Consider the following 18,397-nt stretch of genomic DNA (forward strand, 5'->3'; position numbering starts at 1 on the left):
ACAATTGCTTAAAATCTTACTTCTCAAAATGAGCTATAACAATCATACCAATGCTTATCTACCTAGCAATAGACAGACTATATTATTCATTAACGAATTCTATCTGACAGTTGAAATCAAATCAAAAATGAACAGATGAAACGTTATACAAATGCAAAAACATATGATAGCCAGATTCAGTCTGTAGTTACTATAGGTACTTTTGATGGCGTACATATTGGCCACAAAAAAATAATAGAACGCCTGATAGAAAGTGCCAGGAAAAATAATCTGGAGTCAGTTATTCTTACATTTTTTCCTCACCCCAGAATGGTGTTACAACAGGATTCTGATATCAAGCTTATCAATACTATTGATGAGCGTATACAGATTTTAGAAAAGACCGGACTAGACAATCTGGTTATTCATCCATTTACCAAAGAATTCTCTCGTCTAAGCGCAGGAGAGTATGTACAACAGATGCTTATCGACTGCCTTAAAGTAAAACATGTTATTATAGGATATGATCATCGGTTTGGACGCAATCGTAATTCTAACATTACAGATCTTGCTTCTTATGGTGTACAAAATGATTTTACTGTAGAAGAAATTTCTAAGCAAGATCTTGATGATGTTGCCGTAAGTTCTACCAAAATAAGAAAAGCATTATTCGATGGAAATATTACCAAAGCAAATGCATATCTGGGATATTGCTTTATGCTAACCGGTAAGGTAGTAAAAGGAAAAAGATTAGGGCGTAAACTTAACTATCCGACTGCTAATTTACATATCGAAGAAGATTATAAATTAATCCCAAAAAACGGAGTTTATATTGTAAAATCATTTATTGATAGCAAAACCTATTTTGGGATGATGAATATTGGTACAAACCCTACAGTAAATGGCACCAAACAAACCATAGAAACTCATTTCTTTGACACTTCTTTTAATTTATATGACAAAAAGATTCAGATCCAAATGATAAAACGTATTCGAGATGAGAAAAAATTTAATTCTCTAGAGCAATTACAAGATGCTATGCAGCAAGATGAAGACTTCTCTCGTGATTTTATAAATTCTTTAGTATGATCAATCGTTGGCTATTCACTCAAGTAGATAATAGTTCTCTTATTATATTTCGAGTTTTTTTTGGGTTTTTGATTGCTTCAGAGGCTATTGGCGCTATTTTTACAGGCTGGGTTACCCGTACCTTAGTAGAACCCAGATTTACCTTTAATTTTATTGGTTTAGATTTTTTACAACCCTTACCCGGTAATGGCATGTATTATTATTTTGCCATAATGGGGATTTTTGGCCTTTTAGTAATGATTGGTTTTAAATATAGATGGAGCATGATTGGGTATACCATATTATGGGCAGGAGTCTATTTTATGCAAAAAGCATCCTATAACAATCACTACTATCTCCTGCTACTACTTTGTATAATAATGTGCACTTTACCTGCAGGAAATTATTTCTCAGTCGATGTAAAACAGAACCCGTTACTTAAAAAAATTGCCATGCCCAGATGGTGTATATTGGTGATTATTATTCAACTCTGGATTGTATACACCTATGCATCCGTTGCTAAACTATATCCTGATTGGCTAGATTTTACTGTTGCCAAAAACTTGATGGCTGGCAAAGCAAATTATCCTATTGTAGGAAATATTCTTCAGAAACATTGGACACATGTTTTTATTGCCTATTATGGTATTTTATTCGATTTATTAATTGTCCCTTTACTACTATGGAAGAGAACTCGACTTGCTGCTTTTTGTTTTAGTGTATTTTTTCATCTTTTTAATTCTATTGTTTTTCAAATAGGAATATTTCCGTATTTATCATTGGCATTTACCGTCTTTTTCTTTTCTAAAGAAAGGATACATCATTTATTTATGAGGAAAAAGGAATTTTATAATGCCGGAGAAGTAATTATCCCTTCATACCGTAAATTTTTGCTTCCTATACTAACCGTCTGGTTTGTTATACAAATCCTGCTCCCTATTCGTCATTGGATTATCCCGGGAGATGTATTATGGACAGAAGAAGGTCATAGAATGAGTTGGCGTATGATGTTAAGGGGTCGATACGGCACTACTAATTTTTATGTTGTAGACAAAAATGATCCTAAAGCGCTACAAAAATTAATTAATAAAAACGATTATCTCTCTAAAAAACAATTGCGATTAGTATCATCAAAACCAGATGCTATGTGGCAATTTGCACAAAAACTCAAGGCCGAATATGCTGCAAAAGAAAAAGATATTGCGATCTATGTACGTAGTAAAGTATCTATTAATGGTAAAAAATACCAAACACTTATCGATCCAAAAGTTGATTTGGCCAGTGCTTCGTGGAATTATTTTACCACAAATCCGTGGATTCTCAAATATGAAGAAAAAGAATAAAATAGTCTTATCATTTACGACATAAAAAAGAGCTAAAATGTTCTTTTTTTAAATAAAACAAGCCAAAATTAAGTTATTTTTTAGCCCCAATAGCACTTCATTGCAAAACCTTATGTAGTTTTGCATAGTTTAAAATCAAGGAAATACGGTTTTAACCCGAAATTATACACTCTAATTTGTGTAGCTCATTTCGGACTCACAAAAATCATTACAATGCATTCATATCTAATAAAGGGAATTTGTAGCATCCTTCTATTGTTTTTCTTTTCTGCGCATAGTCAAAAAAACAAGAAAGATACTGGTTATACTTTTTTTGGTATTATACCAAATACCGTAGATGCACAGTTATATCGCCAGCTTAAAAACAGCCCTGATGTTACCACGCGCCTAAAGCTTATCGAAAAAATAGCTCAAATACACTTGCAGGCGGGTAATACCGATTCTATAACGTATTATGGTGATCTTTTAAAAACAACAGCACTAAAAGAAAATATCACCAACAAACCACTATATCTTTCTATTGCAAACCATATTATCGGACACGGAAAACTTAAAAACGGGCTCTATGATGGCGCGATGAGGCACTTTATCGAAGGTATTACTAATTCTCCTATTCCTGAAATGCAAACCATGCATTACAAACATCAACTTGGATTGGGTATTGTATATCTGGAGCAAAAAAAATACGAACTAGCACTCCCCATTTTTGAATCTTGTATTGCTGAATCCAAGAATAAAGAAATCATAATACTGGCCGGAAAGTTTTTAGGAGATATTTATTTTTATAAAAACAATAGTGAAAAGGCAAAGTCATATTATTTTTCTGTGCTAGATGATCTTCCCGATACTCCAAATAAAATATCGATAGAAGTTCGATTAAAACTTGGACGAATCGAGCTTTTTAGTGATCGAACTATCAAAGCAATGGAGTACTTTATGCCTGCAAAAGAGCAAGCTCAAGAAAACCATTTCTATGACTTATATATAGAAGCTGTATATCAAATAGGTCGGGTATATTATAAATTAGAAGATTATGATTCTGCAGAGATGATATTAAACTCTGCGTATGTAAATGCTGTACAATGGAACAGGCTAGAGTTACAAAAAAGATTAATCGAGATGCTAAAAAGTCTTTATGCTACTCGCGGAAATTATAAAAATGCATATGCATTAATGACCCAATACGTAGATATTTCTAACCGAATCACTACAAAACAAAATAAAAAAATTGTAAAAGAACTAGAGGTTAAATATCAAACGCTGCAAAAGGAAAAAGAGATCTTATCGCTTAAAGAAGAACGACTATTAAAAGAAAGTGAGCTTGAAAGACAACGAACTATCAAAAAAGCATTTTTAATCGGTTTTCTCGCTGTACTCCTACCAGTAGTTGGCCTGCTGTTTATGTATTTTCAGAAATTAAAGACTCAAATAGCACTCAACAAATCACAAGAAGAGGTAAATACTCAAAAAGTATATGGATTGATGAAGGATCAGGAATTAAATCTGATCAAAGCTACAATGGAAGGGCAAGATAAAGAAAGGCAACGTCTGGCGCGAGAGTTACATGATAGTGTTGGCGGCAATCTGGCAAGTATAAAACTGCAACTTTCTAACTCGGATAAAACCGATGATCAAGAAGCTAGTATTATTAAACAAGTTGATGAAACTTACAATCAGGTAAGAGATTTTTCTCACAACCTTATCCCCAAAAAGTTTCAAAAAAATCCAATTACTTCCTTAATAAAGGAATATATAAACAATGTGATTAATGGTAGCGGGCAACAAATATCATTTCACCCATATCCAAAAAATCAAATCAACCAAATTAGTCCGACACTTACAGAAGAATTATTTAAAATCATACAAGAACTATTAACTAATTGTCTTAAACATGCTAAAGCCAAAAATATCGACATCTATCTTAATCACCATGATGATTCGATACAACTGCTTTTTGAAGATGACGGAGTAGGTTTCGAAAGTGGAAAAGCAGTTGATGGAATTGGATTTAAAAATATAAAGACTCGGTTAAGTACCTTATCCGGAAATATGTTCATAGACTCTGTAATTCAAAGAGGTACAGTTATCAATATAGAAGTACCGGTTGCATAAATTTTTATACTCGCAAATAGGTTTAAATAAATTTCTTAAAATTCATTTATAGAACTATAACCTAAACCCTCACTTTTCTTTAAATTTGCTCCTTCATTGCGATAGGGATAGTAGTGGCATCCTTTTTCCTGATCATTGAAGTCCTTGGATAGGTTTTGAGGATGATTAGAAAAAGATATAACGAATAGCCCGGAAATCGCCCAAAAAAGATATCATGTTAGTAGTACAAAACATCATAGCAAACAAAGAAGCGTATATAAAAGCTTTGACAAAAAGGAATTTTGACGCGGCTGCTGTTTTAGAAGAAATTATTGGCTTGGATGAAAGTCGACGTGCCACACAGGCCAAATTAGACAATACTCTAGCAGATTCTAATAAATTCTCTAAAGAAATAGGACTACTGTTTAAAAACGGTGAACAACAAAAAGCAAACCTGCTAAAAGAGAAAACTGCACAACTTAAAGAAAGCTCTAAGCAATTATCAACAGAACTTACCGATATCCAGGAGAAATTAATACAATTGTTATATACAATCCCAAATGTTCCTCATGATTCTGTTCCTAATGGTCAAAGTGATGAAGATAATGAAGAAGTTTTTCGTGAAGGTGATATTCCTGTTTTAGAAGAAGGTGCATTACCTCATTGGGAGCTTGCCAAAAAATATGACATTATTGATTTTGAATTGGGTGTAAAAATAACGGGGGCTGGTTTTCCTGTGTATAAAGGAAAAGGTGCCCGATTACAACGTGCTTTGATTAGTTATTTTTTGGATAAAAATACCGATGCCGGGTATAAAGAGTTTCAGGTGCCTCATCTTGTTAATGAAGCATCGGGATATGGTACAGGGCAATTACCGGATAAAGAAGGACAAATGTATCATGTAACTGGCGATGATTTATACCTTATTCCCACTGCAGAAGTTCCTGTGACCAATATGTTTAGAGATGAGCTATTACAGGAAAGTGATCTTCCTATTTGCTGTACGGGATATACTCCATGTTTTAGACGTGAGGCAGGTTCTTATGGTGCACATGTACGTGGATTAAATCGATTGCATCAATTTGATAAAGTAGAAATTGTACGTATCGAGACCCCTGAAAACTCATATAAGGCACTTGATGGAATGGTAGATCATATAAAAGGGATTCTTAACGATTTACAATTACCGTATCGTATACTACGTCTTTGTGGTGGAGATATTGGATTTACTTCTGCACTAACATTTGATTTTGAAGTTTTCTCGACGGCACAGGATCGCTGGTTAGAGATTAGTTCTGTATCTAATTTTGAATCTTACCAAGCTAATCGCTTAAAATTGAGATATAAAGACACAAATGGAAAAAATCAGTTGGCACATACGCTTAACGGAAGTTCATTGGCATTACCCAGGGTACTTGCAGGTATATTAGAAAATTACCAAACTCCAAATGGTATCAAAATCCCCGAAGTACTGGTTCCTTACTGCGGGTTTGAATATATAGATTAAGGGATCCATAACATATTACTAAAGCGCATTTTGTTATCTTTACAAAAAAACTTGCAAAATGCGCTTTATCTTTTTCTATATTGCCCTGTTCTTTACTTTTTCGACGATTGCGCAGTCGGAGCAGTTAGCAAAGAACTATATCCAGCAGGGACAATACGAAAAAGCACTTTCTATCTATCAAAAATTATATACCAAAAACCCAAACCGAATTAACTATTTATTAGGGTTAGTAGAATCTCATCAACAATTAGAACATTTTGATAAAGCTGAGGGTATTCTAAAAAAGAGAATTGAGAAGGCTCCAAATAATGCCCAAATTCTAGTCGAATTAGGACATCATTATGATCTGCAAGGTAAAACAGAGCTAGCTCGCACTTACTACAATAAGGCTATAGAAACTTATGATAACAATAATGCGAATCATGCCTATTCTCTTGCTCAAACTTTTGAAAAATATAGCCTGTTAGATGAAGCAGCTTTAATTTATGAAAAAGGGATGAAGAATAATCCCCGGGCAAACTTTAATGTACAATTAGCCAAAATTTATGGAGAACAGGGAAAACTCGAAAAAATGTTTGATAGTTATTTGGCACTATTGCGATTACAACCTAATTATATAAATATTGTACAACGAAATTTTAGTGACTACATAACAGATACCCCAACAGGTGAGGCAAATGTTATATTTAGAAAATTATTGATTAAAAAACTTCAGCAGAATCCCGACATCTTATACAATGAAATGCTAAGCTGGCTTTTTGTACAACAAAAGGAATTTAAAAAAGCATTTATACAGGAAAAAGCAATATACAAACGTAAACAGGAAAGCCCAGAAGGTATTATAGACCTGGCTAGAATTGCTATTTCGGAAAAAGACATTAAATCTGCGGTAGAAATTCTAAATTATATTCTAGAAACGCCTGCTTCAAAAGATATGAAGCTTACTGCTCATAAAATTATCCTGAAAGCAAAAGTAGATAATGCTTCCAAAAAAGAGCATAAAACTATTATAGAACAGTATAATACCGTATTTGAGGAATATGGAAAAGGCAGAGAAACTATAGGATTACAAATTGATTATTCACATTTTCTAGCTTTTAATCAGGATAAAAAACAGGAAGCTATTCGGTTTTTAAAAGATATACTGGATAGAGAACCTCTATCAAGGTTTCAATCCTCTAGAATAAAAATGAAAATTGCAGATATCCTAGTATTGGATCAAAAATTTAATCAGGCATTAATTTACTATACTCAGGTGCAAAATGCTTTAAAAAATAATTTCCTAGCACAAGATGCCAGATTTAAAGTTGCAAAAACCAGTTACTACAAAGGGGATTTTGCCTGGGCACAAACGCAGCTCGATGTACTAAAATCTTCTACCTCTCAATTGATTGCTAATGATGCCATGGAGCTAAGTCTAATTATCAGTGATAATTCTCTTGAAGACTCTACTCAAACCGCTTTAAAGATTTTTGCAAAAGCCGATCTATTAGCTTTTCAGAATAAAAATCAGGATGCAATTGCGATGTATGAAATTATCTTAACTCAGCATAAAGGTGAAAAAATTGAGGATGAAGCTTTTTTACGCCAGGCAAAACTATTTGAAAAAGAAAAGCAATTCGAAAAAGCTAAAATCAATTATCTAAAAATTATCGAGTTTTATAACGATGATATTCTTGTTGATGATGCTTATTATTGGCTAGCCGAACTCTATGTGAATGAGCTCGGAGAACCTGAAAAAGCTAAAGAATTATACGAAAAGATAATTTTTAATCACGCTGATAGTATCTATTTTGTAGAAGCGCGAAAAAAATACAGAACTCTAAGAGGAGATGCTATAAATTAAATCACCTGTAGCTCTTTACTTCTTTGTAACTTTGCGCCTTGATCATTATACTAAATACGACTTCCAAAAACATTACTAATAAACATGTACATATATAACGTTACCATAAATATAGAAGAAACCATCCATGACGAATGGTTGGACTGGATGAAAGAAGAACATATACCAGATATGCTTTCTACAGGAAAATTTAGTAAAGCATTAATGACCAAGGTAATGGTAGAAGAAGAAATGGGAGGTATCACCTATTCTGTACAATATACTACAAGCAATAGAGAAACTTTACAAAAATACTATGATGAGGATGCAGATCGCCTTAGGTCAAAATCTAATCGCTTTACTGGTAAATTTGTAGCGTTTAGAACAGAGTTAGAAATTGTAAGTGAACGGAATGGGTAAACCAAAAAAAAATAAAAAATACAATTCAAACCCTACATCTTCTTTCGAAAAAACTGCAGTAAAGGCAAAAAAACACCTAGGGCAACATTTTCTAAAGGATGAGAACATCGCCAAAAAGATTGGCGACACTCTTACTTTGCAAGGCTATAAAAATGTTATTGAAATTGGCCCTGGGATGGGAGTTCTTACCAAATATATTCTTCAAAAGGATATTGATGTTATCGCTATGGATCTAGACAGGGAGTCGATCGAATATCTTAACACTAATTTTCATCTCGAGCATACAGAAGCATTAAGAGGAAACACTACGTTTCGAGTAATAGAGGCCGATTTTCTGAAATTTAATCTGGATGTTATATTCAATAAAGAGCAATTTGCAATAACGGGTAATTTTCCATACAATATTTCTACACAAATTGTTTTTAAAACATTAGAAAACAAAGATCGAATTCCTGAATTTACGGGGATGTTTCAAAAAGAAGTTGCCCAACGTATTTGCGAAAAAGCTGGTAGTAAAGCATACGGTATTCTTTCGGTACTTACTCAAGCATTTTATGATGCAGAATATTTATTTACTGTTCCTCCCGATGTTTTTAATCCTCCTCCTAAGGTAGATAGTGGGGTATTGCGATTGATTAGAAAAAATGAATATGCCCTACCTTGTGACGAAAAATTATTTTTCAGAGTTGTAAAGACTGCTTTTGGGCAACGTCGTAAAACCTTAAGAAACAGCCTCAAAACTTTTGAATTGAATGATGAGATTAAAGCATTAGAAATCCTGAATAAACGCCCAGAACAATTATCTGTTGATCAATTCACAGAATTAACATTATTGATTGAAAAACAACAAGTTAAGTGATTTAACACGCTCTTAAAGTTCAATTAAATTCTTTGGTTATCTTTGTGAGCGTTTGTGCGGGGATCACTAAATACTGAGTATATGCAATTTGAAGTTTCTAATGAGTTAATCGAACAGGTACGACGCCTTATCCGTGAAGAAGGTGATACTCGTCTGCGCGAAATGCTTAGTGAAATACATTTTGCTGATGTTGCAGAAATTATTGGTGAACTTGGCTTATCTGAAGCTACTTATCTTATTAAATTACTAGATAGTCAAAAAACCTCTGAAGCTCTTATGGAGTTAGAGGAGGATTTTCGTGAGCGTATTCTGGAGAATCTTTCTGCCAAAGAAATTGCAGAAGAGTTGGAAGAAATGGATACCGATGATGCTGCAGATGTCGTTGCCGAGCTTCCTGATGATCGGGCAGAAAAAGTAATTGCAGAGATAGAAGATGAAAAACGTGCAGAAGATATTAAAGAACTTCTCACCTATGATGAAGATACTGCAGGTGGACTAATGGCCAAAGAACTTGTAAAGGTAAAAGAAACCTGGACCGTAGCTGGTTGTGTTCGAGAAATGCGACGACAGGCAGAAAATGTTACTCGGGTACATTCTATTTATGTTGTAGATAAAGAAGGTAAACTAAAAGGAAGGCTATCACTCAAAGATTTACTTACTGCATCTGCAAAAACTCATATTAGTGAAGTATATATCCCTAAAGTAGATTATGTAGATGTAAGCACCGAAGGGGAAGAAGTTGCTCGTATTATGCAAAAATATGATCTTGAAGCTATTCCTGTTGTAGATAATGAAGGTATATTGATGGGGCGCGTGACCATTGATGATATCGTAGATTTTATAAAAGACGAAGCAGAAAAAGATTATCAGTTGGCAGCTGGTATCTCGCAAGATGTAGAAGCAGATGATAATGTATGGGAGCTTACCAGAGCGCGATTACCCTGGCTGATTTTAGGCCTTTTTGGAGGATTAGGAAGTGTATTCATTATGCAGGATTTTGAAGATGTAATGACCAATCCAAGAATTAGAGATCTATTTTTCTACACACCACTAATTGCCGCTATGGCAGGAAACGTAGGTGTACAATCTTCTGCAATTATAGTACAAGGCTTGGCAAATAATGTAGTAAAAGGAAGCTTACTAAATCGATTACTGAAAGAAGTAAGTCTTAGCTTAATTAATGGTGCTGCATTGGCGCTACTTATTATTCTTTTTGGTTTTATTATGAAGTATGAAATCTCATTTAGCTTAACAATAGCAGCAGCACTTATGAGTGTCATTATCGTAGCAGCACTTATTGGTACTTTTGTTCCTATTATTTTGGATAAAAGAGGTATTGATCCTGCAATTGCCACAGGTCCTTTTATTACAACCAGTAATGATATTTTTGGGATTTTCTTATTCTTTTATATTGCAAAACTTATTTTAGGGTTTTAGATCACAAATCTTCTCTCAAATTTTAAAATAGTCGTACTTTTAATCTGTTCAACTCTCCTATTCATGAAATCCGAAATTTTTGAATTCCATTTTACTGTTCCAAAATCTGCAATAGATGAGATGGATCATGTAAATAATGTAGTGTATCTACAATGGGTACAAGATGTTGCCAAAAAGCATTGGGAATCCAGAACCAATGAAGGCATTAGGAATACTTATGTTTGGGTAGTTCTTAATCATTATATAGAATATCATAGTCCTGCTTTTGAAAATGATGAAGTCACGCTACAAACCTGGATCGATAATTATAGAGGTGTTAGGAGTGAGCGTCATACTAAAATTATAAATACAACCACTCAAAAAGTATTAGTTTCTGCAAAGACAAGTTGGTGTTTTTTACACAAAGAGACACTAAGGCCCGCAAGGATCCCAGATGAAATCACTTCTTTGTTTCTTTAAATATAGTATTTTGGTTGGTACTTTATCGACTATAAACAAAAGGAAGATGTCTGATAAATCAAGCATCCTCCTTCGTCAAGTCAAGTTATAGTTGGTAATAAAAAATAATTTAATGTAGTGTTAATTACTTTTTTATGATTTTAGTCCGATCAGTAAGGGTTTTAACATCTAATTCGGGATTACCATATACATACACTATACTTTTTCCTTGAGCATAAAGCTCTAAATTTCTTTTAGCGTATACGTATACATCTGCAGAATTATAAGTATTTAGGTCTGTAGAAGAAGTTTTCATTTTTTTTGCCTTAAGTTTTGATGAATCTTTAACATCAAAAGAAGCATAATCTGTATCTCCATCCATATTTAATTCGGCAGCTTTGGTCATGGCAACTTTTACTTTATCTGTAATAACATACGCTTTAAGGTCTGTTTTGCCATTCATAGTAATTGCTGCATTTTTTGATTTGATTTTGATTTTCCCTTTCACTTTATCATATAAAGTAATTCTAACATCATCTGCTTTTATATCCAAATCCAAATAACTAGAATCATAACCAGTGATAAATAGTTTTTCAGAAAATAATTTTTTATCACTTTTTATTTTAGCATTATTTTTAAGTATAATATGTTCTATCTCTTTTACATTTAAACTAATTTCTAGTTTTCTACTTCTCACAATTCTATTGGTTGTATATATTTTTAATACACTATCTGTTACTTTAAACTGAACGATATCAATTAGGTTTTCATCAGTTTTTAGGTAATATTCATTTTGATCATTTTGATTTAAAATTATTTTTAATTCATCATCAATTTCGATAGTATTAAATGTTTCAGGAATACCTTTGGTAAGTTCTTTTACAACTCTGTTGCCTTTAATTTTTGGTTTTTTTTGTGCAAAAACGGATATACTAAAGGATAATAAAGCAACTATACATATTGATTTTTTTATTTTAAGGCTCATTTCAATTTGTGTTTAAGTGTCTTTATAATATAGGACACCGTTTTTTTAAAAAGTCACATTTGAATCCTTTAAAAAAAATCTGAAGCTTTATTTTACTACCAAATATTCTTTAAGCAGTATCTTACTAAAGCTATATATCATCATACTTTTCATTTCCTATTTCTTTATTCTTTACGATCACATTGAACCTTTGGACCAGGTTTAGGGTCAGTTAAGTCGAAATGATAAAAATGAAGGTTTTCTCTTTATTGTTTCACAATTTTAAACGTAGCTCTATGATCAATTGACACAAAATAAATACCTTGTGGTAATTGCTTCATAGGTAATATTACTTGTCCTGAGGTAATAATATACTCCCCAGAAGAAACCTGAGTCCCTAATGCATTATACATCGACACATTTATCGTTTGCAACTGAGTATCGGGAAGAGTAAGCATAACATCTCCCTTCGTTGGATTGGGTGCAATACTTACTTGATCAAACAAACTAACTTTGGTAGATAGTTTGCCTTCACAATCTACACTTGAAGACACTTCTAACTCATCCCCATGTTGTACATCTAGAATGAAATTCTTCGTTGTATACTCTCCTACTATTTTGTTATTGATCTTCGCAATATAGGGCGCCGTACCTGTAGTTACCTCAACATTTACTTTTGCAGTTCCTGCTTCTGCAAGTAGCTCGGTTTTCCCTGTTAAACTCTCTGCTTCTTCAATAACCATTTCAAAACATTGTTCACAACTTGCAAAGCCTTCTATGGCAATACATACAGGATAAGTACCTGGTGGTAGGTTATCTACTGTCAATGCAGAAGTAAAACTATACTCTACTCCATTAATTGTAGTGTTATAATCTAATACGGTAACAGCACTAATAGCAATTGTTCCATTATCTTTATCGGTACACGTTTCACTTGTGGTAGTGATTGTAAAATTATTTGCTGGTAAACTTACGATCGGACAGCTATTGATTACATTCACAGTTCTAGTTACCTCTATAGCTACATTCCCCGAAGCATCGGTAGCATTATATCTGATTGTATAACTACCAACTGTATCCTGAAAATCGGAAGTGTCAATCACTACATTGGTTACTCCATCATCAACCGTAGCTCCTAACTCGGTATATCCTGATCCTAATTCTATTACTTGAGGATTGCCTCCTAGTAAAGTAATTACAGGTGTAACACAATCTTCACTAAAACTAGCAATATCATCTTTTTCCCAACTGCTTAAATAAGTAGCGGTAGGATCATCAACCTGAATACAGGTTAAGTTAGGATTGTAAAGAACAAAGAAATCAGTGATTAAGTTATTATTTCCATTTCTAACATCTAAAGATTCTAATAAATTCTGGTGAACAGCAAGTTCTTCTAATTGACTACAAGCTGTTACGTCTAATGTTGTAAGTGCATTTTTACCAACTTTTAACTTTTTTAAGTTGGGGTTATTATCAACCAATAAATTTGTAATGGAATTAGAACGTAAATTTACTTCTTCTAATGATAGATATCCTGTTACATCTATAGATGTAAATTCATTTTCTGCTGCATCTAAAACTTTTAGACTGGTATTGTTGCTTAAGTCTAATGAAGTTAAGTCATTATAATCACAGTTTAAGGATTCTAGTGCCGTAAAGTCTTCTATTCCTGTAAGATCGGCTATGTTTTGACTAGCAATATTTAAGGTAACGACACTCGCAATTTTTAAAGTTGCTACTTGATTATCATTTGCAATACCATTACCCATACTTGTAGCGTTTCCAAGAGCAACTACATTTCCATTGGCATCATGCGTTTCTAGGTAATTTTCAAAATTTGCATCTGCGATATACGTTAAATCACAATAAATCGCAAAATTCGCCGTAGCATCCATTTGCCAAATATCTGGATATAACTGAACTACTTTATCAGCTTTAATACATGTTAAATCAGGATTTCCTAAAGCATCAAACCAAGTGAAATTATCGTTATTTCCATTCGCAACATTTAAGGACGTTAATTGGTTATTAGCAACACGTAATTGTACAATACTTGGGTATGCAGAAATGTCTAACTCTGTAAAATTATTATCATTTAAGATTAACTGTCTTAACAATGGATTGTTAGAAATATTTATAGAATTAATACCTGTATTAGATACGCTTAAATTAGTTAGAGCAGTAAGTTCAGAAATATCTACATCTCCTAAATTAGCATTATCGTCGAGGTATACTTGTTCTAGAAGTACATTATTTGTTAAATCTAAACTTGCTAAGTTGTTATTGGCTAAAGTAATTACACTCAGTTTAGTATTATTACTTAAGTCTATACTTGTTAAATTAGTATTGTTACGACATCCTAAAAACCACATATCTCTAAAATCTTCGATACCCGTCATATCTGCAACCAATCCATTATGCAGGTTAAATCCTTCTGAAATCTCTACTAATGCAGTGTATACATAATCATCAATTACTCCATTACCAAACCCTTGATTTTCTAAGAAAGTCTCAAAAGCATCATCAGGCACATAGGTTAATCTACAGAATTCTGCATAGCTTGCTGCGGCATCTTTTAACCACCCCGCTATTACTGGAGCAGTTGGATCATCTACCTCGATACAAGTCAAGTCTGGATTACCAGTAACATCTATATTATCTAAATCTGCATTATTTCCACTTCTTAAATTCAAGCCTGTAAGTTGTGCATTTTTACAGGATAAGTTATCGAGGGTGGTTTGTTTTACTAAATCTAAATAGGTAACCGGTGTATCATCGCATTCCAGTCTACTTAAATTGGCATTGTTACTTAGATCGATATTTGCAATATTCGTATCGCTAAAAGACAAATAAAATAAATCGGTAAGATGAGTTACATCCAGCGAACTTAATCCATTACTACCACATTCCAGATTTTCTAGCAATGGATTGTTTTGAATATTTAGTGCAGTAATCCTGGTATTTTCACAATATAAAGATGTCAAATTAGCTTGATTAGTTACATCTATAGTTCCTAAGTTATTGTTAGTAACCGTTAGACTCGTTAAATCATTAGCACTTATATCCAAGTTTGTGAGGCTATTATCTGCTACATCCAAAAATCGTAAAGCAGTATTGGTTGAGATGTCCAAACTGGTAAGACTATTATTTGCTGCAGCTAAGCTTTCTAATACCGTTAATCCTGCAATATTAATACTGGTCAATCCTGTATTCTCCGCAGTTACACTTTCTAATAATGTATTATTGGTTAGGTCTAAACTCGTATCGGTTACTGAGTTTTCGTCAATCCAAAATCGAATTAAACTCACAAAATCTTCTATTCCTGTAAAGTCTTGGATACCTTCATTTCTGGGTGTTAATAATTGAATAGTTTCAATTTTTGCTGTAGGTACTAGATTGTCGTCAATAATTCCGTTACCTAAGCTGTTTGCACTTCCTAAAGCTACACTTCCTCCAAACTCGTTATGTGTTTCTAAATAAGCTTCAAAATTGGCATCAGGAATCGTTGTAAATCGACAATACTCGGCAAAACTTGCAATGGCCTCTTTATCCCAACCCGACAAATAACCTGCAGTTGGATCATCTACTTCAATACAAGTTAAATTAGGACAACCCGTTACCCTAAATTCTGTAAAGTTGCTATTGTTCCCATTTTTAGCATTCAACTCTACCAATTCATCTATATCTCTTGCACTAAATTCTGTTAAATTTGTATTCTTACTAATATCAATTGACGTAATATTAGTTTCATCTATATTTAACTCTTGTAAGTTTGTTAAATGACTTACATCAAAAGATGTAAACGGATTTCTACCTAGACTTAAATCTTCAAGTAATATATTATTTTCCGTATTTAATGTAGTAAATTGATTTAAGGAAGCTGAGACTCTAGTTAAATTTACATTAGCACTAATATCAATACTACTTAATGTAGTTTCATGAATTTCTAAATCTTCTAGTAAAACATTATTACTTACATCTAACCCTATTAAGTTATTTGTAGAAATAAATAAATCTTTAAGAGCCGTATTTGTTGAAAGATTGATGTTCGTAAGATTATTTCGTGAAACATCTATTCTTTCCAAAAGAGTTAATCCTGTAATATCAATACCGGTTAACTCCATATCAGAAGCATCAATTCTTTTCAGACTTGTGTTACTAGTAAAGTCTAAACTTGTATTTATTACATTACCAAAACACACTACAAACTCTAAAGAAGCAAAAGCCTCAATTCCTGTAAAGTCTGTAATTCCTTGAAAATTCAAAAATAGGTTTATTACATTTTCAATATTAGCTGTTTTTACAAAATCATCATTGGCTATTCCATTCCCCATACTGGTTGGATCTCCTACAGAAACAAAACCTCCGTTAGCATCGTGAGTTTCTAGGTAGTTTTCAAAATTATCATCGGGTACATAGGTCCAATTACAATCATCGCTAAAACTAACCATAGCATCTTTTTCCCAACTACTTAAATAACTTGCTGTTGGATCATCTACTTGAATACATGATAAATCAGGATTTCCTGTAGCATATACTTCATCTAAAACAGCTGTATTACCATTTTTAAAATTTAGACTTGTTAATGCATTATCATTACATTCTATATATTCCAGATCCGGGCTGTTACTAAAATCTAATTCGGTAATCTGGTTATTATTAAAAATATATACTTCGATCAATTTTGTATTATTTGATAAATCCAAAAAAGATAATGATGTATTATCAACTCCTATATCTTCAAGATTACCATTATTAGAAACATCCAACGATGTAAGCGCTGGTGTATCTTCGATAAATAAATCGGTAAGATTAGTAAGGGTACTAACATCAAGTGTAGTAAATTGATTTTTACCACAATTTAAGTTTTCTAAGAGTGTATTGTTAGTAACATCTAGGCTAGACAACGAGTTATCTTTACAAAACAATCTTGTTAAGTTTGTATTTGTAGTTATATCTAATGCTGTTAATGTATTTTCTCGTATTCTAAAATCCACAAGTGCTGTATTAGCACTTATATCTATAGTACTAAAATTATTTTTATCTAAGTTTAATGTTTTCAATGCCAAATTAGAACTCAAATCAATAGTTGTCAAATTGTTTTCTCTAGCTCTTAATATTTCCAGAGAAGTTAATCCTGAAATATTAATACTGTTAAGTTTCATCTCTAAACAATTGATTTCAATTAGATTACTATTTGCAGATAAATCTATACTTGAAACGATATTTTTGTATACAAATAGTGTTTCTAAGGCAGTAAAACCCTCTAAACCTGTAAAATCTGTAATCCCCTGATCAGAAATATTTAAATAGGTTATATTTTGAATTTGCTCAGTCCCAACATAATCATCGTTGGCTATTCCATTACCCATACTGGCTGGGTCACCAACAGGCACTACTCCACCTATTGAATTATGTGTTTCAAGATAGGTTTCAAAATTATCATCGGGCACATAGGTTTTAGTACAAGACGTTTTAAATTCGGTTTGTGCATCTTTTCTTGTAAACGTTGCAGTAGCGTAGGTAGGATCATCTACTGAGACACAGGTAAGTCCCGGGTTATTACGAATATCAAAATCGTTAGGGTTTAAATTCGTATTATTCCCATTTCTGATATTAAGATAGGTTAGGGCATTATAGGCACAGGACAAATCCTCTAGAACAGTGTTTTTTGAAATATCTAAACTGGTGATTTGGTTATCTTCTATAAACAGTTCAACCAGCTTTACATTCTTGCTCACATCCAAACTTGTAAGCGAGTTCTCATAAGCTTGTAATTCTTGTAATTCTAAATTTTGAGAAACATCCAAAACGGTAAGCTGATTATCAACACAATCCAGATCTTCTAATAACAGGTTTTTTGTTACATCCAAACTTCCTAAAGGATTGCTATAACAATATAGGTTCTTTAAAGCGTCATTGTTGGTAACATCTAGACTACTAAGTTGATTATTACTACAACCTAAAGTTTCCAACATCGTATTTTGAGATACATTTAAGGTTGTAATTTCATTTCGACTACAACTCAAAGAAGTTAGCATTAGATTTCCTGAAAGATCTAAACTGGTAAGGCTATTTTTGCCAACATTAATCGTTTGTAATGCTGTATTCTTAGAAAGATCAATACTGGTTATGGAGTTTTCAAAACAGGTGAAATTTTGTAAAGCAGCAAAATCTTCTAATCCCGTGGCATCCGCGATCAATAATCTGGAAATATCTAAATCAGTAACATTTTCTATTCTTGAAGTGGTTACATGATCGTCATTAGCAACACCATTTCCCATACTGGATGCATTTCCTACTGCAACAACATTTCCATCAACATCATGTGTTTCTAAATAATTTTCAAAATTATCATCAGGCACATAAGTTTCCTGGGCAACTATGACATAACTAAATAACAAGAAAAAAGTTAGGTGTAATTTTCTATTCATATATGGGGCTTTTAAAACTGTATATGCTATTC

General features: G+C 32.9%; 11 protein-coding genes. 9 read left to right on the top strand and 2 right to left on the bottom strand.

The window, feature by feature from the left end:
* The first annotated feature begins 135 nt into the window (after window positions 1–135).
* The 9 genes from Z053_RS0114575 (at window position 136) to Z053_RS0114615 (ending at window position 10,988) form a co-directional block, all read left to right on the top strand.
* Window positions 136–1,068, top strand: coding sequence for a bifunctional riboflavin kinase/FAD synthetase (locus tag Z053_RS0114575; RefSeq protein ID WP_025665744.1), 933 nt, complete (start codon window positions 136–138; stop codon window positions 1,066–1,068).
* On the top strand, window positions 1,065–2,390 hold the full coding sequence (locus Z053_RS0114580) for an HTTM domain-containing protein (RefSeq protein ID WP_025665745.1): 1,326 nt from the start codon (window positions 1,065–1,067) through the stop codon (window positions 2,388–2,390). Before Z053_RS0114575 ends, Z053_RS0114580 begins: the two co-directional genes overlap by 4 nt.
* 213 nt (window positions 2,391–2,603) lie before the next feature.
* A complete protein-coding gene (locus Z053_RS0114585; RefSeq protein ID WP_025665746.1) occupies window positions 2,604–4,502 on the top strand; it encodes a tetratricopeptide repeat-containing sensor histidine kinase in 1,899 nt (632 codons plus the stop codon).
* A 214-nt stretch (window positions 4,503–4,716) separates the two neighbouring features.
* Window positions 4,717–5,988, top strand: a complete 1,272-nt coding sequence (serS, locus tag Z053_RS0114590; RefSeq protein ID WP_025665747.1) for a serine--tRNA ligase — start codon at window positions 4,717–4,719, stop codon at window positions 5,986–5,988.
* A 58-nt stretch (window positions 5,989–6,046) separates the two neighbouring features.
* Window positions 6,047–7,834, top strand: a complete 1,788-nt coding sequence (locus Z053_RS0114595; RefSeq protein WP_025665748.1) for a tetratricopeptide repeat protein — start codon at window positions 6,047–6,049, stop codon at window positions 7,832–7,834.
* A gap of 84 nt (window positions 7,835–7,918) precedes the next feature.
* A complete protein-coding gene (locus Z053_RS0114600; RefSeq protein WP_025665749.1) occupies window positions 7,919–8,233 on the top strand; it encodes a DUF4286 family protein in 315 nt (104 codons plus the stop codon).
* Complete coding sequence (gene rsmA / locus Z053_RS0114605; RefSeq protein ID WP_025665750.1) at window positions 8,226–9,092, top strand: 16S rRNA (adenine(1518)-N(6)/adenine(1519)-N(6))-dimethyltransferase RsmA; 867 nt, start codon at window positions 8,226–8,228, stop codon at window positions 9,090–9,092. Before Z053_RS0114600 ends, rsmA begins: the two co-directional genes overlap by 8 nt.
* 81 nt (window positions 9,093–9,173) lie before the next feature.
* Window positions 9,174–10,529: a magnesium transporter gene (gene mgtE / locus Z053_RS0114610; RefSeq protein ID WP_025665751.1), complete on the top strand. Its 1,356-nt coding sequence runs from the start codon at window positions 9,174–9,176 to the stop codon at window positions 10,527–10,529.
* 63 nt (window positions 10,530–10,592) lie between these two features.
* Complete coding sequence (locus Z053_RS0114615) at window positions 10,593–10,988, top strand: acyl-CoA thioesterase (protein WP_025665752.1); 396 nt, start codon at window positions 10,593–10,595, stop codon at window positions 10,986–10,988.
* A 124-nt stretch (window positions 10,989–11,112) separates the two neighbouring features.
* Here the strand turns inward: Z053_RS0114615 and Z053_RS0114620 are convergent, their stop codons facing one another.
* Both Z053_RS0114620 and Z053_RS0114625 read right to left on the bottom strand, forming a co-directional pair.
* Window positions 11,113–11,952 (bottom strand): GIN domain-containing protein, encoded by an 840-nt coding sequence (locus tag Z053_RS0114620; RefSeq protein ID WP_025665753.1) that lies wholly within the window; start codon window positions 11,950–11,952, stop codon window positions 11,113–11,115.
* 245 nt (window positions 11,953–12,197) lie between these two features.
* A complete protein-coding gene (locus tag Z053_RS0114625) occupies window positions 12,198–18,365 on the bottom strand; it encodes an immunoglobulin-like domain-containing protein (protein WP_025665754.1) in 6,168 nt (2,055 codons plus the stop codon).
* Window positions 18,366–18,397: the final 32 nt, after the last annotated feature.

Origin of the sequence: Aquimarina megaterium XH134, from assembly GCF_000520975.1 — a bacterium.
Lineage (GTDB): Bacteria > Bacteroidota > Bacteroidia > Flavobacteriales > Flavobacteriaceae > Aquimarina > Aquimarina megaterium.